17 protein-coding genes and 2 tRNA genes are annotated in these 23,074 nt (G+C 34.1%); 12 read left to right on the forward strand and 7 right to left on the reverse strand.

The genetic code is table 11. From position 1 onward, the window contains the following. Positions 1–6: 6 nt before the first annotated feature. Complete coding sequence (sppA, locus tag J2W48_RS05750) at positions 7–1,764, reverse strand: signal peptide peptidase SppA (RefSeq protein WP_310279299.1); 1,758 nt, start codon at positions 1,762–1,764, stop codon at positions 7–9. A gap of 137 nt (positions 1,765–1,901) precedes the next feature. Here sppA and folK point away from each other — a divergent pair, with 137 nt between their 5' ends. Further along, positions 1,902–3,035 carry a 2-amino-4-hydroxy-6-hydroxymethyldihydropteridine diphosphokinase gene (gene folK / locus J2W48_RS05755; RefSeq protein WP_310279301.1) on the forward strand — a complete coding sequence of 378 codons (1,134 nt, stop codon included), beginning with the start codon at positions 1,902–1,904 and terminating at the stop codon, positions 3,033–3,035. A 108-nt stretch (positions 3,036–3,143) separates the two neighbouring features. On the opposite strand, the gene J2W48_RS05760 is transcribed toward folK, so the two are convergent. The 3 genes from J2W48_RS05760 to J2W48_RS05770 form a co-directional block, all read right to left on the reverse strand. Next, on the reverse strand, positions 3,144–6,077 hold the full coding sequence (locus J2W48_RS05760) for an Ig-like domain-containing protein (protein WP_310279303.1): 2,934 nt from the start codon (positions 6,075–6,077) through the stop codon (positions 3,144–3,146). 104 nt (positions 6,078–6,181) lie between these two features. Then, a complete protein-coding gene (locus tag J2W48_RS05765; protein WP_310279305.1) occupies positions 6,182–6,718 on the reverse strand; it encodes an RNA methyltransferase in 537 nt (178 codons plus the stop codon). A gap of 78 nt (positions 6,719–6,796) precedes the next feature. Beyond that, positions 6,797–7,225 (reverse strand): DUF1573 domain-containing protein, encoded by a 429-nt coding sequence (locus J2W48_RS05770; protein ID WP_310279824.1) that lies wholly within the window; start codon positions 7,223–7,225, stop codon positions 6,797–6,799. A 157-nt stretch (positions 7,226–7,382) separates the two neighbouring features. On the opposite strand from J2W48_RS05770, the gene mutS reads away from it, so the two are divergent. The 4 genes from mutS (at position 7,383) to J2W48_RS05790 (ending at position 10,846) form a co-directional block, all read left to right on the forward strand. Beyond that, positions 7,383–9,989: a DNA mismatch repair protein MutS gene (gene mutS / locus J2W48_RS05775; RefSeq protein WP_310279826.1), complete on the forward strand. Its 2,607-nt coding sequence runs from the start codon at positions 7,383–7,385 to the stop codon at positions 9,987–9,989. 151 nt (positions 9,990–10,140) lie between these two features. Continuing rightward, positions 10,141–10,213: transfer RNA gene (locus J2W48_RS05780), tRNA-Gly, on the forward strand. A 79-nt stretch (positions 10,214–10,292) separates the two neighbouring features. Further along, a tRNA-Leu gene (locus tag J2W48_RS05785) sits at positions 10,293–10,378 on the forward strand. Between the two features lie 120 nt (positions 10,379–10,498). Then, positions 10,499–10,846 (forward strand): DUF1508 domain-containing protein, encoded by a 348-nt coding sequence (locus J2W48_RS05790; RefSeq protein ID WP_310279307.1) that lies wholly within the window; start codon positions 10,499–10,501, stop codon positions 10,844–10,846. Positions 10,847–10,967: 121 nt separating this feature from the next. Here J2W48_RS05790 and J2W48_RS05795 read toward each other — a convergent pair whose 3' ends face one another. Both J2W48_RS05795 and J2W48_RS05800 read right to left on the reverse strand, forming a co-directional pair. Then, the gene (locus tag J2W48_RS05795; protein WP_310279309.1) at positions 10,968–11,165 is read right to left on the reverse strand and encodes a PG1828 family lipoprotein; all 198 of its coding nucleotides are present in this window, start codon (positions 11,163–11,165) and stop codon (positions 10,968–10,970) included. 343 nt (positions 11,166–11,508) lie between these two features. Next, positions 11,509–12,747, reverse strand: a complete 1,239-nt coding sequence (locus tag J2W48_RS05800; protein WP_310279311.1) for a 3-deoxy-D-manno-octulosonic acid transferase — start codon at positions 12,745–12,747, stop codon at positions 11,509–11,511. Between the two features lie 135 nt (positions 12,748–12,882). Between J2W48_RS05800 and J2W48_RS05805 the strand changes: the two genes are divergently transcribed. Continuing rightward, positions 12,883–14,016: a DegT/DnrJ/EryC1/StrS family aminotransferase gene (locus J2W48_RS05805; protein WP_310279313.1), complete on the forward strand. Its 1,134-nt coding sequence runs from the start codon at positions 12,883–12,885 to the stop codon at positions 14,014–14,016. 64 nt (positions 14,017–14,080) lie between these two features. Here the strand turns inward: J2W48_RS05805 and J2W48_RS05810 are convergent, their stop codons facing one another. Next, a complete protein-coding gene (locus J2W48_RS05810; RefSeq protein WP_310279315.1) occupies positions 14,081–14,875 on the reverse strand; it encodes an META domain-containing protein in 795 nt (264 codons plus the stop codon). Positions 14,876–15,137: 262 nt separating this feature from the next. Here J2W48_RS05810 and nirB point away from each other — a divergent pair, with 262 nt between their 5' ends. The 6 genes from nirB (at position 15,138) to J2W48_RS05840 (ending at position 22,988) form a co-directional block, all read left to right on the forward strand. After that, positions 15,138–17,651 (forward strand): nitrite reductase large subunit NirB, encoded by a 2,514-nt coding sequence (nirB, locus tag J2W48_RS05815; RefSeq protein ID WP_310279317.1) that lies wholly within the window; start codon positions 15,138–15,140, stop codon positions 17,649–17,651. A 115-nt stretch (positions 17,652–17,766) separates the two neighbouring features. Continuing rightward, a complete protein-coding gene (gene nirD / locus J2W48_RS05820; RefSeq protein WP_310279828.1) occupies positions 17,767–18,144 on the forward strand; it encodes a nitrite reductase small subunit NirD in 378 nt (125 codons plus the stop codon). A gap of 33 nt (positions 18,145–18,177) precedes the next feature. After that, complete coding sequence (locus J2W48_RS05825) at positions 18,178–18,762, forward strand: DUF4202 domain-containing protein (RefSeq protein WP_310279319.1); 585 nt, start codon at positions 18,178–18,180, stop codon at positions 18,760–18,762. Between the two features lie 12 nt (positions 18,763–18,774). Further along, positions 18,775–20,580, forward strand: a complete 1,806-nt coding sequence (locus tag J2W48_RS05830) for a sensor histidine kinase (protein ID WP_310279321.1) — start codon at positions 18,775–18,777, stop codon at positions 20,578–20,580. A 170-nt stretch (positions 20,581–20,750) separates the two neighbouring features. Beyond that, the gene (locus J2W48_RS05835; protein ID WP_310279323.1) at positions 20,751–21,410 is read left to right on the forward strand and encodes a response regulator; all 660 of its coding nucleotides are present in this window, start codon (positions 20,751–20,753) and stop codon (positions 21,408–21,410) included. Positions 21,411–21,509: 99 nt separating this feature from the next. After that, complete coding sequence (locus tag J2W48_RS05840) at positions 21,510–22,988, forward strand: MFS transporter (protein WP_310279326.1); 1,479 nt, start codon at positions 21,510–21,512, stop codon at positions 22,986–22,988. Positions 22,989–23,074: the final 86 nt, after the last annotated feature.

Below are 23,074 nucleotides of genomic sequence, written 5' to 3' on the forward strand. Positions count from 1 at the left end.
GATGTTTTATTTAATATTTATTCCATAAGGGATCATGGCCTGAACACCTTTTTGTCGTTGAAATCTTTTGATTTGTTCTATTAAAACATAATTTTCTTCGCCAATTTCTTCTTTGATAAAAGCTTCTTTTGATTTTGCAAAAGGCAAATTGGACAAAAGATCATTAAAGCTTTTTTCGTATTCAGGATAGTTCTTAGTACTGTAGGATTTAATTTTTGCAATTTTTGCAGCTTCTGCAATCGCATCATTCAGCCCTCCTATTTTATCTACCAGCCCTATTTTTATGGCTTCAGAACCAGCCCATACACGACCTTGGGCAATAGCATCAACCTGGGCGAAAGTCATTTTTCGACCTTGGGCAACATGGGCAACAAAAGTGTTGTAAATATGTTCTACACTTTCAAGAGTAAACGCTTTAAATTTTTCATCAACCGGAACAAACGGACTATAATTAGCCGAGTTTTCATGTGTTTTTACCTGCTCAGTATTAACTCCTAATTTATTAGCCAGAGGAGTAAAGTTGGGCAAAATTCCAAAAACACCAATTGAGCCCGTAATAGTATTGCTTTCAGCAAAGATTTTATTAGCATTACAAGCAATATAATAGCCACCTGAAGCAGCATAGTTCCCCATAGAAACCACAACAGGTTTTACCTTTTTGGTAATTTCTATTTCTCTCCAGATCAGATCAGAAGTCAGGGCGCTTCCTCCCGGACTATTAATTCTAAGTACAATAGCTTTTACATCATCATTTTTTCGGGCTTCCTGTAATGAACGACGCATAGATCCCTCTCCAATTACGTTTACATCTCCTTCACCCCCCATGATCTCGCCCTGAGCGTAAATAATGGCAATCTGGTCGTTCGATGTATTGGCTAAAGCAGTTGTAACATTATTTTGTGTATAATCTGTAATTGAAATTTTATTATAATCATCATCGCCAGTAACTTTCAATGCCTTTTTTATGGCATTGTGATAAACATCTTCATAGGCAACAATGTCAACCAGATTTTGTGTTTTAGCCATTTCGGGAGTTCGGGCTAATAATCCGTTGGCGATTTCATTTAGTCTGGCAACCGGAATATTTCTGCTTTTTGAAATATCTGCAGTAACTGATGACCAGATAGAATTTAAAAGGGATGTAATTTGTTCTCTGTTAGCATCACTCATCTTGTTTTCCAGAAAAGGCTCAACCGCACTTTTGTATTTTCCGTGACGTATTACTTCCATGTGGATGCCTGATTTTTCCTGAAAATCTTTAAAAAACATTACTTCAGACGAAAGACCTTTAAAATCCAGATCTCCAACCGGATTTAAATAAATGGTATTAGCCACGGAGTTTAAATAATACTCTTTTTGAGAATAAGTATTGGCATACGCCCAGACGAACTTACCTGATTTTTTAAAACCCTCAAGCGCATTTCTTAAATCTTTATACTGTGCTAATCCTAATGAAGACTCATCGTTTAAAATAGAAATCCCTTTAATCTTATCATCAGTTTTAGCAGCCTCTATTGCATTAATAACATCTGTTACACCAATTCCTTTTTTGTCAGAGAAAACATTTACCCAGGGATCTTTATATTTTCCGGCATAGTCGTTTTGAATATTTTTTAAATTCAACTCTATGACAGAATTAGCTTTAACAGAAACAGTATCATTTCCTCCAAAAATAGCTCCAATAAGAATTACGCCAAAAAAGAACAGCATGATAAAAACAAAAATACCAATAACTGTTGCGATTACATTTCCTAGAAATTTCATAAATACATTTTTTTAATAAGTAGTAGAAAAGGTTGGTTTGTTACAGATTTTTTACATTTAAATTCAGAATTGAATGATAACCCGTTTCACAAATATATTGTTAATTCTAAAATACTTTTAGTTAATTTGCATTAATTATGAAATCACAGCATCAGGTCGTTTTAGCTATAGGTAGTAATCAGGGGAATCGGTTAGAAAACATCGAAAGTTGTATTAATTTGATACATCAGGAAGTGGGAGCCGTAATTCGGGTTTCTAAACTATATGAAACTCCAGCCTGGGGTTTTGAAAGTGATGCTTTTTATAATTGTGCTTTGCTGTTGCACACGCATTTATCAGCACAAAAAATACTCAATCTGGTTTTGAAAGTGGAAAAACAATTGGGTCGGATCCGGTCAGCCCAACAAGGGTATCAATCCCGGATTATTGATGTAGATCTGATTGTTTTTGATAATGAAATAATCGATTCTGAAAAACTCCGGATTCCACATCCGCTAATGCAAAATCGAAATTTTGTTTTACTGCCCATGCAGGATTTGAAGTTAGACTGGAAACATCCTGTTTTTCAAAAAACAATTTCAGAGTTAATCGCTGTTACACCAGATGACAGCGTTTGTACAGAAGTTCAGGATTTGAAAAACCCATTGCAGCAAATTCCTTTGGAACGATTTAATTATATTGCATTTGAAGGGAATATTGGTGCCGGAAAAACGACCTTGGCACACAAAATCGCCGAAGATTTTAATGCAAAAACTGTTCTGGAACGTTTTGCCGATAATCCATTTTTGCCCAAATTTTACAAAGACCAGAACCGATATGCTTTTCCGCTCGAAATGTCTTTTCTGGCAGATCGCTATCAGCAATTGTCAGATGATTTGGCACAATTTGATTTATTTAAGGATTTTATCGTAGCAGATTATCATATTTTTAAATCACTGATTTTTGCTAAAATTACACTTGCAGAAGATGAATATAGGCTGTATCGAAATTTGTTTGATATTATTTATAAAGAAATGCCAAAACCTGATTTGTATATTTATTTGTATCAAAACACAGAAAGGTTACTTGAAAATATTAAGAAACGCGGGCGAAATTACGAACAAAATATCGAGGCAGATTATTTGGATAAAATCAATACAGGATATTTAGAATATATTAAATCTGAAACTGATCTCAATGTTTTAATAATCGATGTTTCCGATCGTGATTTTGTGAAAAATCACGATGATTATCTTTTTGTTTTAGGTGAAATTCAGAAGAAGATTGGATAATGTGTTAATTAGAAAAGGAGAATAATTACCCGATAAAATTAATTTACAAAAAGCATTATGATTATAGCATTTTCTGGAATTATCTAATTGACAAATTTTCTAATTAAATTATCTCTTCAACGAAAAATGTCCTCTGAAAAAGGGAGTATTGTTATCAATTTTTAAGACATACCAGTAATCAGATGCTGGTAACAGCGTTTTATTAAAAGTACCGTCCCAGCTTATTTTAGATGCATTAAGTTTTACGATAAGTTTTCCATAGCGGTCAAAAATAGTAACTTCGGCCTGAGGATAATTTTCAATTCCGGTCACTTCCCAAATATCATTGTAAGAGTCATTATTTGGTGTAAAAAAAGAAGGGATAATCAAAACTATAAAATTCTCACTAACTTCATTGGTACTGCATAGATTGTTTATTGTTCTTACATATGCAGTTTGCAATCCGCCGGGAACATCATAAAAAACATTGGAAGACTGGAAATTTTCACCATCTACGGAGAATTCAAAATAATCTTCATAATTTGCCAGATTAATGCTGACGGTTCTTTCATCAACATCTATGTCTTTAATAATTGGTTTTTTATACTCAATTACTGTAATTGTTTTAGCGCTTGTGCAATTTTCAGGAGTCGGGCTGGTTACATTTACAGTATAAGTTCCTGGTTTGGAAATTGTGATGGTTTGTGTAGTTTCACCTGTCGACCATACATAGTTCACTCCGGTTATTTTTGCATCCAGTACTATTGTTTCTGTCTCGCATAAAATAATATCTTGTTCATCAGTAACTGCGGGCGGGGTGTAAATTATGATATTTACTGGTACACGATTACTATTGATACATCCATTACTTGAAGCTTCGGCATAATAGGTTGTGTTTGTAGAAATTAACGGCGTGGGAAAATTATTGCCTGTATAAACGCTTGTTCCTCCTGTAGAAGTTGTGAACCAATTGATAATACCAATATTTGATGTTGCTTCCAGTACTACGCTTCCTGTACCGCATCTTGAGACCGGTGCTGAAACGGTTGGATTATTAGGAGTAGTGTTGACAGTAGCAGTAACGGCTTTTCGGTTTGCTTCGCATCCTGCATCAACAAAGTATGTTGTGGTTGCACTTATTGTTGGAGTCGTAAAAGTAGGTCCTGTACTTAATGACGTACCTCCAATGGCAGTATTGTACCAGTTAATTGTACCAGTTGAGGCAGTCGCGGTTAAGGTAATAGTCCCTGAATCGCAAACGCTGCCACTTGTGGTAGAGTTAATTACAGGAATAGTGATCTTTGTACTGGCTGCTATTTCCAGTGGTAATTCGCCCGGCATTCCCCCATATTCTACAACATATCCTTTTGGCTGATAAGCATCACCGGAATTCAATGACCCTGTATTGGATAAGTCATTCCATGATCCCCTTATTCCAATTCCCGGTTGTGTAATATGGGCATAATCTTCTTCACCTAAGTTGTTTGGCTCATTATTATTCCAAAAAGTATAACTCATATTTGTACCCGCTTCCGGACCTGTAACCCATTTCCATGTGCCTTCGGTTTCGGCATCACTTCCGCCAATCCATCCGGTTCCGGAGGCTTGTTCCCCAATTAATTTTGCCTCATCTGCAGATAGAATGGTAGCCAGATACCCTTTAAGACCATAGTAATTACTTGCTTCTGCAGCGGCCTTTGCATTAGTCCAGGTAATGCCAACGTTGGGAACAAACAAATAAAAATGTTTTGTTGATGGTAAATAATTGGCCTGACCAATAGTAATAGAGAATGTTCTGTTGCCGCTTGCTGTTGCTGAGGAATTTGTAAATACAAGATCTTTTACTGCAGACACAATATCTGAATATAATAAATCAATACCTGTTGGACTTGATAGAGTGAGTTTACCCGATAAAGTATCCCAACTTTCTTTTATATTTGGATGTAATGTTGGATTTAAAAGTTTTAACATATCAAAGCCGGAAGAATAACCGGACGAGATTTGAATATAGGCTGCCTGCGTTCCTGTTTCGTTTGGATCGTGGGTGATAGAAAAATCAGTAACGATATTGATATTGGTAGGTGAACAATATAATTGATCTCCTGTAGCTTTTAATACTGGTGGAGCAGTTGCTATTGTATTACACTTGTTTGCGTACAAAGCAAAAGGATCTTTGTATGCAGGCCAATTTGCATCAGAATATAATTTATTGTCCACTTGTATGCAGGCAAGACTTGAATTTGACTTAAAATCCAGTTGTGCTAGTTTTGTATTATTTCCGTTTTTTAAATTTAAACTGGTTAATTGATTATTATTGCAGTGAAAAAAAAATAAATCTTGATTTTTAGAAATATCTAAACTGGTTAACTGATTATTGTCACAGCTTAAAGCTCGCAGATCGGGATTATTAGAAATGCTTAAAGAAGTTAAATGATTATTACTGACATTTACGCCACTCAAAGCAATATTATTAGAAACATCAAGGTTTGATAAATTATTAACGTGACAGCTTAGATCTCTTAAAACGATGTTTGTGGAAAGATCTAAATCTGTTAATTGGTTCATGAAACAAACCAAAGTAGTCAAAGCCGTATTTTTAGTAACATCTAAACTGCGTATTTGATTAGCACCACAAAATAAATCAGTCAAAGGCGTATTTTTAGTGACATCTAAACTGGTTAATTGATTTTGAGAACAATTCAAAGTAGTCAAAGCCGTATTTTTAGTAACATCTAAACTGCTTATTGAATTAACCTGACAATCCAAAACAATCAAAGCAGTATTTTTGGTAACATCCAGACTGGTTAATTGATTATCACTACATTGTAAAAACGTTAATGATAAAAAATCCTGTAATCCTGTTAAATCAGTAATACCTTTATTTCTAACACCCAAATGAGCAATCCCACTCACCTTGGCTGTAAGTACTTTGCCATCAATAGTGCCGCTATCAATTCCTAAATCAATCAATGCTTTTTCAAAATTTGAATCAGGAATCAATGTGTATTGAGATGAACAAAGAAAACTGGATAAAAATAAAAACAGCAAAAACGTTTTTTTCATGGCGAATTAATTTGTAAACTCTTTTAGTAAAAGTAGTTAAGAGAGTTGTGAATAAATGCTATGATTAACTTTTTTTGTTTAAAAAACGATAATTTTTACATATATCATAAATTCCAATTGATTTTTTTAAATAAATCCCAAACAACTATCCCGGCACTAACAGCAATGTTTAAAGAATGTTTAGTACCCAATTGCGGAATTTCAATACATCCGTCGCAAATAGCAACGGCTTCCTGAGAAACGCCATAAACTTCGTTACCAAAAACTAAAGCATATTTTTGATTTTTTTCGACTTTAAAATCCTGAAGGAAAACAGCACTTTCTACTTGTTCAATAGCCATAGTGAGTACATTTTCTTTTTTTAGATTTTCAATAACTTCCAATACATTCTCATGATGTTCCCATGCAACAGTTTCGGTAGCTCCAAGCGCCGTTTTATGAATTTCTTTATTAGGAGGAGTGGCCGTAATACCACACAGAATTATTTTTTCTATCAAAAAAGCATCGGCAGTCCTAAAAACGGAACCTATATTATGCAGGCTGCGAATATCATCTAATACTAAAATCAGAGGTGTTTTGTCTGATTTTTTAAAATCATCAATTGATTTTCGGTCTAGTTCGCTATTTTCGAGTTTTCTCATTTAGGTTGAATTCTTCAGGTCATAAAAAAAGCTTCCAAATATAAGGAAGCTTTTTCGATTATTTTATTGTTTTCCAATTTAGCTTTTTACAGGAGCTGGTAAAACAGTACCTTTAATAGTAAGCGTTTTTGTTGGTTGTCCTTCAGCATTAGAAGTAACAGTTACCGTTTTTGTAAATGCACCAACTCTGTCAGTAGCATATTTTACACCAATAATACCTTTGCCACCAGGAGCAATTGGCTCTTTTGGACTTGTTGGTACTGTACAACCGCAAGATCCTTGTGTGTTGGTAATGATCAAAGGTTTTGTTCCGTTATTTACAAAAACAAACTCACGTTTTCCATCAGCATTGTGCTCGATAGTTCCATAATCAATAGTTTCATTTTCAAAAACCATTCCTGCTCCCTGAACTTTAGCTTCTTTTGGAGTTGCTTTTTTGGTACTTTGAGCGTTGGAAGTAGCCACTCCTAATACTGCCAGCATAGCGAATAAAATTATTTTTTTCATCATTTGTAATCTTTGATTTAATTATCAACAAATCTATATAAAATTCTTATATCTCAACTTAAAATTTACTTAAAAATTTTAATTTTTGAAGCAGTTTATTATTCCTTCAAAATGTCATAAATTCGCTGTCACAATTTTTACTAAAAAATACAATAATTTGGCAGCGAAAGAAAAAGTGGTGAAAGAAACACCCTTAATGAAACAGTATAACGAAATCAAGAGAAAATATCCTGATGCATGTCTGCTTTTCAGAGTAGGGGATTTTTATGAAACCTTTGGAGAAGATGCAGTTCGGGCCTCTAAAATTCTTGGTATAACATTAACCAAAAGAGGGGCAGGCTCAGAAACTGAAACTGCATTAGCGGGATTTCCGCACCATTCTATTAACACGTATTTGCCAAAATTGGTAAAGGCAGGACTTCGTGTTGCGATTTGCGATCAGCTTGAAGACCCGAAAATGACCAAGACTATTGTAAAACGTGGCGTTACTGAACTTGTAACTCCGGGTGTTTCTTTAAATGATGAGGTTTTACAATCTAAATCAAATAACTTTTTAGCTTCAGTTTATTTTGCTAATAAAAATATAGGAATTTCCTTTTTGGATGTTTCAACGGGAGAATTTTTAACGGCCCAGGGAAATGCAGAATACATAGATAAATTGCTGCAGAATTTCAATCCAAGTGAAGTTCTGGTTCCAAAAAATAACAAAGGTGATTTTAGAGATGCTTTTGGAGATGATTTTCATAGTTTTTATTTAGAAGACTGGATTTACAAAGAAGATTATGCTTTAGAAACTTTAACAAAACATTTTCAAACCGTTTCCTTAAAAGGTTTTGGTATTGAAGAATTGAAAGAAGGGATTATTGCTTCCGGAGCAATTTTGTACTATTTGTCAGAAACACAACATAATCGCGTGCAGCATATCACAGCGATTCAGCGTATTGCCGAAGATGCCTATGTTTGGATGGATCGTTTTACAATCAGAAACCTGGAATTATATCATAGTTATAATCCAAATGCCGTAACGCTTTTAGATGTTATTGACAGAACGCTTTCGCCAATGGGAGGGCGTTTGTTAAAACGATGGCTGGCGCTTCCTTTAAAAGACAGTAACAAAATAAAAGGACGTCATGATGTGGTTTCGTATTTAAAATCAAATTCTGAGGTTCTGCAAAAGATCCAATATCAGATTAAACAAATTTCAGATTTAGAGCGTTTGATTTCTAAGATTGCCGCAGGAAAAGTTTCACCTCGCGAGATTGTTTATTTAAAAGAATCTCTGGATGCTATTATTCCGATAAAAACATTGGCGCTTGAAAGTCCGCAAGAAGCAGTGAAAATTATTGGAGATAGCTTGCATGCTTGTGATTTATTAAGAGAAAAAATCAAAACCACCTTAAATCAGGATGCGCCGGTAGCGGTTTCGAAAGGAAATGCAATCGCTAAAGGAATTAGTGAAGAATTAGACGATTTACGTGCTATTTCTACTTCAGGAAAAGAATATCTGGAAGGAATTGAAAAAAGAGAATCAGAGAGAACCGGAATTTCTTCTTTAAAAATATCTTTTAATAATGTTTTCGGGTATTATATAGAAGTTCGAAATACACATAAAGATAAAGTACCGGAAGAATGGATTCGTAAACAAACGTTGGTAAATGCAGAACGTTATATTACCGAAGAATTAAAAGAATACGAAACGAAGATTTTAGGTGCCGAAGAAAAAATCCATAAAATTGAATCAGAACTTTTTGAGCAGTTAGTTGCCTGGATTGCTACTTATATCAAACCCGTTCAAATGAATGCCAGTTTGGTGGCACAATTAGATTGTTTGTGTTCGTTTACGCAATTGGCTGTCGAAAATGAATACGTTTGTCCGGAAATTGATGAAACATTTGAATTGGAAATCAAAAATGGGAGGCATCCTGTAATTGAAAAACAATTGCCGGTTGGAACTCCATATATCGCCAATGATGTTTATTTGGATAGGGAAACCCAGCAAATTATTATGATTACAGGTCCTAACATGTCTGGTAAGTCGGCTATTTTGAGACAAACGGCTTTAATCGTATTATTGGCTCAAATGGGAAGTTTTGTTCCGGCAGACAACGTTAGAATGGGTATTGTAGATAAAATCTTTACCAGAGTTGGTGCTTCGGATAATATTTCGATGGGAGAATCGACTTTTATGGTAGAGATGAACGAAACGGCGTCGATTTTGAACAATATATCAGACAGAAGTTTAGTTTTATTAGATGAAATTGGAAGAGGAACGAGTACGTATGACGGAATTTCGATTGCATGGGCTATTGCTGAGTTTTTACACGAACATCCGTCGAAACCTAAAACCTTATTTGCAACGCATTATCATGAGTTAAATGAAATGACAGAATCCTTGCCGAGAATCCAGAATTATAATGTTGCGGTAAAAGAATTAAAAGATACTGTTCTTTTTATCCGTAAACTGGTAAAAGGAGGAAGTGCCCATAGTTTTGGAATTCATGTAGCAAAAATGGCCGGAATGCCTCAAATTGTAATTTTGAAAGCACAGAAGTTATTAAAGAAATTAGAAAAGAACCACTCAAGTGATGCCTTAAACGGAATCAAATCTGCCGGTGATGAAATGCAAATGAGTTTCTTTAATTTGGATGATCCTTTGTTAGAAGAAATAAAGGAAGAAATACTGAGTCTTGATATAAATGCAATAACACCTGTTGAAGCATTGATGAAACTCAATGAGATAAAAAGAATGCTGGTTAAGAAATAAATTTTAATATTTAAAGTTTAGGTTATCAGAAGGTTATAAAATAAGTATGATTTTTTTTCAAAAAAGGCTTGTTTAATTGAATAAATGTCCTAAATTTGCATCCGCAATACGGAACAAGTTAAGTGTTGCAGTTCTTACTAAAATTTGAAACGCGAAAATAGCTCAGTTGGTAGAGCGCGACCTTGCCAAGGTCGAGGTCGCGGGTTCGAGCCCCGTTTTTCGCTCAAAACCATATAATGCTTGAATGGTGTGTGTTTGATTGATTTTTTTAAAATTAAGGAAATAAACATTTAAAAGTTTAATGCTCGGATGGTGAAATTGGTAGACACGCTGGACTTAAAATCCAGTGAACAGCAATGTTCGTGCGGGTTCAAGTCCCGCTCTGAGTACTAAAGCCTCTTCTTTTGAAGAGGCTTTTTTTATTGTGTAAACTCGCGTTTGTGATAAATAAATTGCGAAGTAAATTTGTTTGTCATAATCAACAATTAATAATCAACAATCAACACTAAATGGGGGCTTTTGTAATAAGTAAAAGATTTAATGATGAATATAAATTTGTGTTTACATCCAGAAAAGGGAAGGTGATATTCACAAGCTTGAGTTATGAATTGAAATTTGAATGTGAAGAAGATATTGAAAAGTTTAAAGTAAATATGGAACTGGCTAAATTTTTAAAGTTTAAAGGCTCTGGAGGTAAATATTTCTTTAAATTGATGTTGGGTGATGTTCATTTTGCGACAAGCCGTAAGTATACCACGGAATTGCTTTTGCAGAAAGGAATAAAAGAAATTGTTTTGTATGCTTCAAAATCAGAGATTTTAGACTTTTCATCGAATGATTTGATTTTTGAAGATTAAGCTTGGTAGGGAGTAAAAAAGTATTGAAAATTCAGGGGATTTTTTTGGTTTCTGATTTTCAAATAAAAAAAAACCATCTCGTCTGGCGGGATGGTTTTAAAATCTTTAGAGCTGTGTCTAATTATTTAGTAGCAGCAGCAGAATCAACTACAGCAGCAGCAGAGTCAACTACAGCAGCAGCAGAATCAACTACAGCAGCAGCAGAATCAATAGCAACAGCAGTAGAATCTGCGCCTTCAGCACCTGCAGCGTCAGCTTTTTTACAAGATACAACAGTTAAAACAGCAACAACAGCTAAACTTAAAAATACTTTTTTCATCTTACTTTATTATAAAAGGTTAATTATTAATTCGAGGCAAAGATATAAATTTTTTAATATGTAAAATATTTTTTTATTTTTTTTTTAAAATATTTTCCTTTTGCACCCGATTTTATTATTTATCAAATAATGTGCCAAATTTAACAAAATGCGTCATATTGCTTTATTTTTTGTAAACTTTATTTTTCGTTGAATATTTAAAAAACATTTGGCTATTTTGATTTACTTACTTGCGGTATATTTTACTTTTGATTAATTATTTTATAGTGAAAAAAAGGAGAAATAGGTCCGTTTTGAAAATTTTTGATAAAAAACAGATAGTAAATCAGGACTCATTCAATTTTTAGTTGATTTCTGAAATCGCTTTTATAATGGTATTTGTTGCTCCTTTATTGTCCTGAATATAGGATTTGCAAATTTGCCCTTTTTCTTTTAGTAAATTTTCATCTGAAAGTAAGTGGTCAAAAGCCTGTTTTAATTCTTGTTTATTAGAAATAACCATACAGCCTTCAATTTTTACTAATTCAATTGCTTCTGCAAAATTAGAATAATTAGGGCCTGTTACAATTGGCATCCCAAAGGTAGCCGGTTCTAAGATATTATGTATGCCAGGGTTTCCAAATCCGCCTCCAACGTAAGCAATAGTTCCATAACTATATATTTTAGTTAATAAACCAACTGTGTTAATAATGAAAACACTATAATCTGCTAATGGTTTGTTTTCTTTTTCAGAAAATAAAACCGTTTTTTTTGTGATAGCATTTTTTAGATTATCAATTTGTTCTGATTTTATATTGTGTGGGGCAATGATGAATTTTACGTTTTCTGGAGACTGATTAATATAGTCAATAAGTAAGGTTTCATCTTTTGGCCAGGAACTGCCAATGATTATTGTTGGCTGATTGTTTTTAAAAGTTTCAATGAAATCCAGTGAATTATTTCTTTCTAAAATAGCATCCACACGATCAAAACGTGTGTCTCCGGAAACAATTACGTTATAAAAACCAATTGACTCAATTTTTTCTTTTGAATATTCATTCTGAACAAAAAAATAAGTAAAAGTTTCCAGTGCCTTTCGGTAAAACCCGCCATACCATTTAAAAAACATCTGATTGTCCCTGAAAATTCCGGAGATCAAATAAGTGGGAGTTTTTTTTGTTTTTAATTCTTGTAAATAATTCAGCCAAAATTCATATTTAATAAAAAACGCCAATTCAGGATGGGCTAATTTTAAAAATTTCCTGGTATTACTTTTACTATCCAAAGGCAAATAAATAGTAACATCCGCAACGGTATTGTTTTTACGCACTTCATAGCCGGAAGGGGAGAAGAAAGTAATGATAATTTTATGCGTAGGGTGTTTTTCTTTTATTTTTTCTATTACAGGCAAACCTTGCTCATATTCTCCAAGAGAGGCAGAATGAAACCAAATAGTTCTGTCTTCCGGTTTTATTTTTTCTTCTAGAACGGTAAAAACATCTTTACGGCCATCTATAAAAAGCTTGATTTTTGGGCTAAAAAGAGCTGCGATTTTAAGAAAAAAACCTGCAATAAAAATGACTGAATTATATAGAAAAAGCATGACTTTATTTTTGGTGCTAAAATACGTTTCTTTCGAATATTTTCATTGTTTGAAGGTATTAAATAACTATTTTTGCTTTTCGTTTTAAAGATTTTGATGTAAAAACTAAATCTTCAGATTTAAATAAGAAAGTAAATGAAAAAAATTCAAATGGTTGACTTAAAAAGTCAATACGAGAAAATAAAAGCTGCAGTTGATACTTCTATTCAGGAAGTTTTAGATACAAATACTTATATAAATGGGCCACTGGTTCATCAGTTTCAAAAAAATCTCGAAGATTATTTGGGGATAAAACACGTTATTCCGTGTGCAAACGGAACTGATGCGTTACAGATTGCCATGATGGGATTAGATTTAAAACCGGGTGACGAGGTAATTACGGCTGATTTTACTTTTGCGGCTACTGTAGAAGTTATTGCTTTATTGCAATTAACACCGGTTTTGGTTGATGTTGATATGAATAATATGAATATTGATATCGAAGCGATTAAAAAAGCAATCACACCAAAAACTAAAGCGATTGTTCCTGTTCATTTATTTGGCCGTGCCGCCAATATGGATGCGATTATGGAAATTGCTGCTGAGCATAATTTATATGTTATTGAAGATAATGCACAAGCTATTGGTGCAGATTATATTTCTAAATCAGGAAAAAAAAGTAAAGTGGGAGTGATTGGACAAGTTGCGGCAACTTCATTCTTTCCGTCTAAAAATTTAGGTTGTTATGGTGATGGCGGGGCGATTTTTACCAATGATGATAAATTAGCACACATTATACGCGGAATTGTAAATCACGGTATGTATGAACGTTACCATCATGATGTAGTTGGGGTAAATTCGCGTTTGGATAGTATTCAGGCAGGGGTTTTAAATGCAAAATTGCCATTATTGGATGAATATAATGCAGCACGTCGTTTAGCAGCAACTAAATATAATTCGGCTTTTTCAGGAAATAAAAACATTATTACACCTGAATTTGATGCTAATGAAAATGATCATGTTTTTCATCAGTATGTATTGCGAATTATTAATGCTGACAGAAATGCTTTGATGCAGCATTTGTTGGATAAAGGAATTCCGTGTGCTATTTATTATCCAATTCCGTTGCATTCACAAAAAGCATATTTGGATTCCCGTTATAAAGAAGAACAGTTTCCTGTTACGAATCAACTGGTAAAAGAAGTAATTGCGTTGCCAATGCATACAGAACTCGATGATGAACAAATTAAATTTATTACCGATTCTGTTTTAGAATTTTTAAATAGATAATTTAAATTTTTAAATGATATTAAAACCCAAATTACATTGATAATTTGGGTTTTGTGTTTTAAAATTAGTCTACTTTCTTAAAAACTAAAAGCTTTCCTGAAGGATTTGAAAGTAATAATCGGTTGTCTTTAATAGAATATGTAGTCGCGCTTTGAAGTGTTTTTATAAATTCATCTTCTTTATTATTTTTGGTGCAGGCCATTAAAGTTGAAATGATGTTCGTGAAGCGGAGCAGGTCTTTTTCATAAAATATCCTTCCACTGATCGAATTGCAGCCTCCAAATCCCATAAATTTATTTTCCTCAGCATGGACTTCTATTCTGGGTAGTTCTTTTTGGAAATCAGTAATAAAAACGCTGTAACCGTTTAATTTTTCTAAAACCCAAATGTCGTGCAGGCGATAATCAGTGATATATTTTCCACAACCTTCCATCTTTATAAAATCAGCATCTGAATTGTTTTTAATTTCAACTGAAACTTTATAAGACAAGATAATTCCGGACATAGAATCCTGGCAGTCAACTTGCTGTATAGAAATTGCAGCGCTCGATGTCGTATTGCTTACTTTATATGTTTTTATATTTGCATCCATTGCCCTGACAGGTTCAACTGATGAGAAACTAAGGTGTTCCTTTCCTTCTGTCAATGAGGTAAAAACAATTTTTTCCTTTCCTATTTTAAGTTCCCAAAACGGCTCGTTTCCTGTTGCTTTAAAATACAAAGTAATATCATCTTCTTCTGGTTTGCTTTCACTTACGCTCTCTTTTTTAGTTTCTTTTGTTTCTGAAGTTTTGGGTGAAAGTGTTTTGCAACTGTATAAAATAGAGAGGGTTATGGTTAAAATTAAATACTTTTTCATGAGCAGTACTTTTAAATTGTTGTTTTTGAAAACAGAATTAATCTCAAAATAAAATAACAATGTAGTTGCAAATTTAAGAAAAATAATACAGTCGAAAGTGTGGATTCTAAAAACTGAAAACCAGAAAAGGTATTTACTTAAAGGGATTACGATAAAATACGTATTTAGAAAAATTCTAATTAATAAAAAAATTAAGTAATAAGTGTTTTTTGTATAAGTATAAATACTTATATTTGCGTAGTAATACTTAATTGAAGAAATTATGATTAAAGTAATAGTAGTTGGAAACGGCATGGTTGGTTATAAATTTTGTGAAAAATTTGTTGCAAAATCAGGACATGAAAAGTATCAGATTACCGTATTTGGTGAAGAGCCAAGACGAGCATATGATCGTGTTCACCTAAGTGAATACTTTGGAGGGAAAACAGCTGATGATTTGTCTTTGTCAACAACTGAATGGTACTTAGAAAATGGTATTACTTTAAATACTTCGGAATTAATTACTGATATTAACAGAGAAGAGAAAACAATCCATACGCATTTAGAAAAAACACATAAGTATGACTACTTAGTATTGGCTACAGGTTCATCTGCTTTTGTTCCTCCAATTGACGGAGTAGAAAAAGAAGGCGTATTTGTGTATCGTACGATTGAAGATTTAGATGCGATTATGGCTTATGCCAAAAAAATAAAACAAAAAGGAGCCAGTGAAGCAGCTGTTTTAGGTGGAGGTTTATTGGGTCTTGAGGCTGCAAAAGCAGTTCGTGACTTAGGATTGAACCCGCATGTTGTAGAGTTTGCTCCGCGTTTGATGCCAAGACAATTGGATAAAGGGGCGAGTGATATGCTGCAGTCTAAAATTGAAGAGCTTAATATTGGTATTCATCTTAATAAAGCAACGCAGTATATTGATGGAAAAGAGTGTATAACGGGAATGATGTTTGCCGATGATGAATTGTTAAAAGTTGATATGTTGGTTATATCTGCCGGAATTAAACCTCGTGATGAACTGGCAAGGGTTTCAGGACTTGAAGTTGGTTTGCGTGGCGGTGTTGTGGTAAATAATCAGATGCAAACATCAGATCCTTCTATTTTTGCTATTGGGGAAGTGGCGTTGTATAATCAAAATATTTATGGTCTTGTGGCTCCTGGTTACGAAATGGCCGATGTGGCTGCAGAGCAAATCTTAAATGGTTCTAAAACCATGAGAGAAACCATTGATATGTCGACACAATTGAAGTTAATTGGTGTTGAAGTTGCGAGTTTTGGCGACCCGTTTATTGAAAATGATGAAGTAACCGCCATTATTTACGAAAACAAATTATCCGGAATTTACAAAAGAATCAATGTTACAAAAGATTCTAAAACCTTATTGGGCGGAATTTTAGTAGGTGATTCAAGTGATTATAATTCACTTTTTCAAATTTTCAGCAATGCTATGGCTTTGCCAAAAAATCCTGAAGATTTAATTTTAGGGTCAAGAGATGGTTCTGAAGGTTCAAGCATGGGCAGTGTAATGGATTTGCCGGATACTGCCGTAATTTGTTCCTGCGAAAATGTAACCAAAGGGGCAATTTGCTGTTCACTTTTAGATGAAACCTGCTCAAGCTTTTCTGATGTTGTAAAACACACAAAAGCAACTTCAGGTTGCGGAGGTTGTAAGCCAATGGTTTCTGATTTAGTAAAAGCTACTCAAAAATCGCTAGGAAAAGAAGTAAAAGATGTTATTTGCGAGCATTTTAGCTATACACGTCAGGAATTATTCGATTTGGTAAAAATCAATAAATACGAGAATTTTTATGATGTAATCGATCATCACGGAAAAGGCGATGGTTGCGAAGTTTGTAAACCCGTTATTGCTTCGATTTTCTCCAGTATTTACAATGATACGGCTAATAAACACGTTACCACTCAGGACACAAATGATCGATTTTTGGCCAATATTCAAAGAAACGGAACCTATTCTGTTGTGCCAAGAGTTGCCGGTGGAGAAATTACTGCGGAGAAATTAATCGTGATTGGAGAAGTGGCGAAACAATTTGATTTGTATACCAAAATTACCGGTGCTCAGCGTGTTGACTTGTTTGGCGCACATTTGAATGATCTTCCAAAAATCTGGAAAATATTAATTGATAATGGTTTCGAAAGCGGTCACGCTTACGGAAAGTCACTTCGGGCTGTAAAAAGCTGTGTTGGAAATGCATGGTGTCGTTATGGAATGGATGATAGTGCCGGATTTGCTATCGAACTAGAAAACAGATATAAAGGAATTCGTTCTCCACATAAATTAAAAGGAGGGGTTTCGGCCTGTATTCGTGAATGTGCTGAAGCCCGTGGAAAAGATTTTGGTTTGATTGCAGTAGAAGGCGGCTGGAATTTATACATCTGCGGAAATGGTGGAGCTAACCCGAAACATGCTGTTTTATTGGCTGAACAAATTAATAAAGAAACGGTTATCAAATATATGGACCGCTTTTTAATGTACTATATCCGTACGGCTGGTCCGCTAATCAGAACATCTACATGGCTGGAAAAACTGGACGGAGGTTTGGATTATTTAAAAGAAGTAATTATTGAAGACAGTTTAGGTCTTTGTGAAACATTAGAAGCTGAAATGCAAACTTTGGTGAATACTTTTGAATGTGAGTGGAAACAAGTTCTTGAAAAACCAAGATTGCTAAAACGTTTCAGTCACTTCGTTAACTCGGATGAAAAAGATGATAACGTTGCTTTTGTTCCGTTAAGGGATCAAAAAATGCCAAAAGCCTGGTCGTAACCAATCAATTAAATAATAAACGTTTGCTGTCCTCTTACCCTCTTTTTTACTGCGCCATCAAACTCTCTTGATTGTAAAGGGAGGGATAAGAACACAGATTAAAAAATACAACCCAATGGAAGAAATTTTAAATCAATACGAAACAGTGCATTCAAGTGAGGCTAAAATATGGTTCAAAGCTGGTAATGTGAGTGATTTTCCTACCAACCGTGGAGGGTGCATCAAATACAAGAACAAACAGATTGCTGTTTTTAATTTTGCCCGTCGTAATGAATGGTATGCTTGCCAAAATGCTTGCCCACATAAGATGGAAATGGTGTTGTCAAGAGGGATGACCGGGTCTGCAGATGATATTCCTAAAATTGCCTGCCCAATGCACAAAAAAACGTTTTCGTTGGTTGACGGTTCGAACCTGAATGGAGACGATCTAAAAATCGCTACATATCCTGTTAAGATAGTCGAAGATGAAGTATTCGTTGGCTTTTTAGATTAATTATGTATATTTGAAAATATATTTTCAATAAAAATGAATACACCTTTCCAGAAAGCAAGTGAATGGATTGATGCTGAAAATGCTCAGGATCCAAACACAGAAACAGATCAGAATACTGAGTATCCAAAAGAGTTATTGTACTCCAACAGGATGTACGAAAAACTGATGCAGTTTTGTCCGGAAGCTTCTGAGGAGGTTCAGATTGCTTCAAAGGCACAACATATTTGCCGATGGAAAGTAGCACGCGAATCCTACCCAATGGACCGTGTTGGCTATTTGAGATGGAGAGAAGATTTAAAAAAGTTTCATGCTAAAACTACGGCTGAAATTTTAGAAAAGGCAGGATACGACCCAACTTTTATAAACAGGGTTTCTTTCTTAATTGAGAAAAAATTACTTAAAAAAGATGCCGAAACACAATTACTTGAAGATGTAATTTGCCTGGTATTCCTGGATTACTACCTGGAGCCTTTTGTTGAAAAACATGATGATGAAAAACTTAAAAATATCATCAGAAAAACCTGGGATAAAATGTCTGAAAAAGGGCATCAGGAAGCTTTAAAAATCAATTATTCCGAAGAAAATTTAAATTTGATAAAAGCGTCTTTGGAATTATAATCTGATTTTTTTATGAAAAAAAGCAATCAGGAAGTTGCAGACAAAATTACATTCAAAAATTTACGGCGATTGTATCTTTTTGCACTCTGGACTATTGCTATAACCATTATGTTAAGCCAGCTTTTAATTCAGTATAACTTAAAGCAGCAATTAAGCGATTCGAAAATTATCAATATCTCCGGAAAGCAAAGAATGTTGAGCCAAAGAATTACGAAGGAAGTTTTGATCTTAAATTTTGTTTCGGATACTTCTCAAAAAAAAGAAATTGCCCATCTTCGTAATGTTCTGTCACTTTGGATAACTAATCAGGGTGCTTTAGAAAACGGCAGTGATAGTTTGGCTTTTCCGAAAGAAAAGAGTCAACCACTTTCTAAATTATATAAAGAAATAAAACCGAGCTTCAATAATATTGTTGAATCGGTGAATTTGTTTATTTTAAATCTAGAACAAAAAAACAGTCCTGCTGATAATCAAAAACTGGTACAGAAGATTTTAAAAAACGAAGGATACTTTCTTTCGAAAATGAATGAAATTGTAACTCAGTACGATAAGGAAGCACATGAAAAAGTAACGGAACAACGCAAAACAGAATATTGGATTTTCGCATTTACACTGCTGGTATTGGTTTTAGAATTCTTTTTCATTTTTAAACCTACCAATAAAAAGATAGAAAAACTCATTGCAAAGCTTTTATCTTCTCAAAAGAAAGCTTTAAAACTCGCTTACGATACAGAAGTTATCAGCGAAATAAAGGAAAATTCGGTAAAAGAACTAAAGTCGCTAAATTATGCAATGGAAAATACGTTGCTGTATTGCCGTATTGCACCCGATGGCTCGATTATTCATATTGGAGAAAAATTTGCAAAACTATTAAACTACACCAGGTTTTCATCTAATAAAAGATTCGCCCAGGTTTTAACAACCGACGAAAAAGAACAAATCAACTTTGACCGTGTTATTTTTGAGAAACAGCGAGGTGGCTGGCAGGGTGAAATCAAAATCATCAATAAAGAAAATCAGACCATTTGGCTGGATTTATCAATGGTTCCTGTGATGATCAAAAAAGATGAATTGGAACTTTTAATTGTTTGTTTTAATATTACTGAACGTAAAAAAGCGCAACGTGAAGTTGAGCGTCTGAATATTGAAAATAGTACCGAAAAAATTAATCAGCAAAAAATTATTTCGAGTAAAATTGTTGAAAATCAGGAAAACGAACAAAACCGAATTGCTAAAGAAATTCATGATGGAATAGGGCAGATGCTGACAGGATTGAAATTTAGTCTGGAAAGCATTAATCTTGATGATAAAGAAAAATCGGCCCAGAAAATAGAATACCTGAAAAAGTTATCACTTGATATTATAAAAGGAGTCCGAACAGCTACTTTCAATTTAATGCCTCCGGAATTAAGTGATCACGGAATAGTTTCGTCGATAGCAAAACTGACACAGGAACTTTCTAAACTAACAGGAAAAGAAATTTTGTTCTACAATAAAACCGATTTTGACCAGCGACTGGATTCTTTAATAGAAATTAATATTTATAGACTGACACAGGAAGCGATTAATAATGCAATCAAATATGCTCAGTCATCTCATATTATTGTGCAGCTTTCGCACAGTGAAACCTTATTGAGTATTATAGTTGATGATAATGGTAAAGGTTTTGATATGGCATCGGTTGATAAAAAACGAAACAGCGAATCAGGAATGGGATTGTTGTTTATGAGAGAAAGGATCCAGTATATAAACGGACGCGTTTTCTTCAATTCGATTCCAGGTGAAGGAACGAGGATAACGTTTAATATTCCGATTTAAGAATAAGTCAATTGGAAAATGTGTCAAAATAGAGAATAATTTTCTAATTGACACATTTTCTAATTGACACATTTTCTAATTGACACATTTTTATTTTAAAGAATTACGTATCTTAGCCATTCCTTATAGATGAATATACGTAAAATTTCAGAATCAAAATTAAGTAAAACATGAGTGATATTATTCGAGTAGTTCTGGCTGATGATCATGTATTTGTAAGAGATGGCATCAAATCTTTACTGGAAAATGAAGCAAATATTGAGGTTGTAGGGGAAGCAATTGATGGTGCAGATGCACTTGATGTGGTTGCTGCGAATAAGCCAGATTTACTTATAGTAGATATTCGTATGCCGAATTTAACCGGTATCGAAGTAGTAGAAAAACTTAGACGCGACAATAACGATGTAAAAATCATCATGCTCTCTATGCATGAGTCGGAAGAATACGTACTTAAATCTATAAAAGCAGGAGCAGACGGTTATTTACTGAAAGGCTCAAGCAAAGATGAATTCCTGAAAGCATTACACACTGTTGCCAATGGCGGAAAATATTTCAGCGGTGATATTTCTTCCATATTAATTAGTCAGCTTACCAATTCTACTATTTCATCAGAACCTAAGCAAAATTTAGGTGAAGAAATGATGATTACCAAAAGAGAAAAAGAAATATTGACGCTTTTATTATCCGGAAAAGGAAATAAAGAAATCGCAGAAGCTCTTGAAATAAGCAAGCGTACAGCAGAGGTACATCGTTTCAATTTAATGAAAAAGCTGAAAGTGAAGAACTTAATGGAACTTTCAAACAAAGCTACCGAATATTCATTGCTATAAATAACTAAGTAAAAATACTTAATTATTTTACTAAACCTGCGAAAAAGCAGGTTTTTACTAAGTTTTAGTACTTATTTTTACCAAAAAAATATAAGTACTATGGAAAATACAAACTCACTAACACAATCGCATAAAATTTTATTTTTAAATACATTGGCTTTTACAGTGTGTTTTGCCTGTTGGACCTTAAATGGTGTTTTGGTAACTTTTTTAGTAGACAATGGTATCTTTAATTGGAGCGTTGTTGAAATAGGGTGGTTACTTGGAATTCCAATTCTCACAGGATCCATTATGCGTTTGCCAATTGGTATACTTACGGATAAGTTTGGTGGAAAATATGTGTTTTCATTATTGCTGTTGCTTTGTTCTATTCCATTATTTTTATTGCCTTTTGCGGATAGTTTTTTCATGTTCGCGCTATTAAGCTTTTTGTTCGGGATGGTAGGGACAAGTTTCGCTGTTGGAATTGGGTATACCTCGATTTGGTATCCAAAAGAATGGCAGGGTCGTGCTTTAGGAATTTTCGGAATGGGGAATGCCGGAGCTGCCATTACTACTTTTTTGGCACCTTCATTACTAAATCATTTTTCTATAGAAGATCCGCAAAATGGCTGGAAAATACTTCCTGTTATTTATGCTGTTGCGTTGGTTATTATTGGAGTTGCCTTTTTAATCTTTGCCAAAAATAAAAAAATAGAGAATAATAGCAAAACAGTTTCTCAAATGTTAGGGTCTTTAAAATCGGCCCGTGTTTGGCGTTTTGGAGCATATTACTTTTTAGTTTTTGGATGTTTCGTAGCGTATTCGCAATGGTTGTTACCTAATTTCATGAATGTATATCAAACAAGTTTAGTAATGGGTGGATTATTTGCGACTATGTTTAGTTTGCCATCAGGCGTGATTCGTGCTTTTGGAGGATATCTGTCTGATAAGTTTGGAGCCAGAAAAGTAATGTACTGGGTGTTGAGTTCATCTGTAGTTTTGAGTGCTTTATTGATGATCCCGAAAATGGAAATTATAACTACAGGACCAGGAGTTTTAGCTACTAAAAAAGGAACTATCACCGCTGTATCTGATCAAAATATTAAAATAGGAGATACAGATTTTGCCGTAGCCCAAAAAAAGGAATCCATAGCTGAGAGTACTATTTTCCCAACCAGCACTTCCTGGCAACAAGTCGTTGTGCAACAAAACCAAACGGTGAAGAAAAAAGAATTGCTTGCCAAAGGAATTACCGTGATTAAGTTTGATGCCAACATGTGGGTGTTTTTAGTATTGGTGATTTTAATTGGAATTTCATGGGGAATTGGAAAAGCAGCCGTGTATAAACATATTCCAGAATATTTCCCGACAGAAGTTGGAGTAGTAGGTGGAATGGTTGGAATGATAGGTGGTTTGGGAGGTTTCTTCGGGCCAATTATCTTTGGTTACTTATTAACGGCAACCGGAATCTGGTCTAGTTCATGGATTTTCATTTTGGTATTCTCTATTGTTTGTTTAGTTTGGATGCATTACACGATTACCAAAATCATGAATGAAAAACAACCAGTTTTATCAAAAGTAATCGACAGACAATAAGTTTTAGATTTTTAATTTTTTTAGTTAATTAATTTCAGCGAAAGCGAAACTGTTCTAATTTCTCTCTACTAAAAAGAGCTTTTGAA

The organism is Flavobacterium piscis, from assembly GCF_031457575.1.
Lineage (GTDB): Bacteria > Bacteroidota > Bacteroidia > Flavobacteriales > Flavobacteriaceae > Flavobacterium > Flavobacterium piscis_A.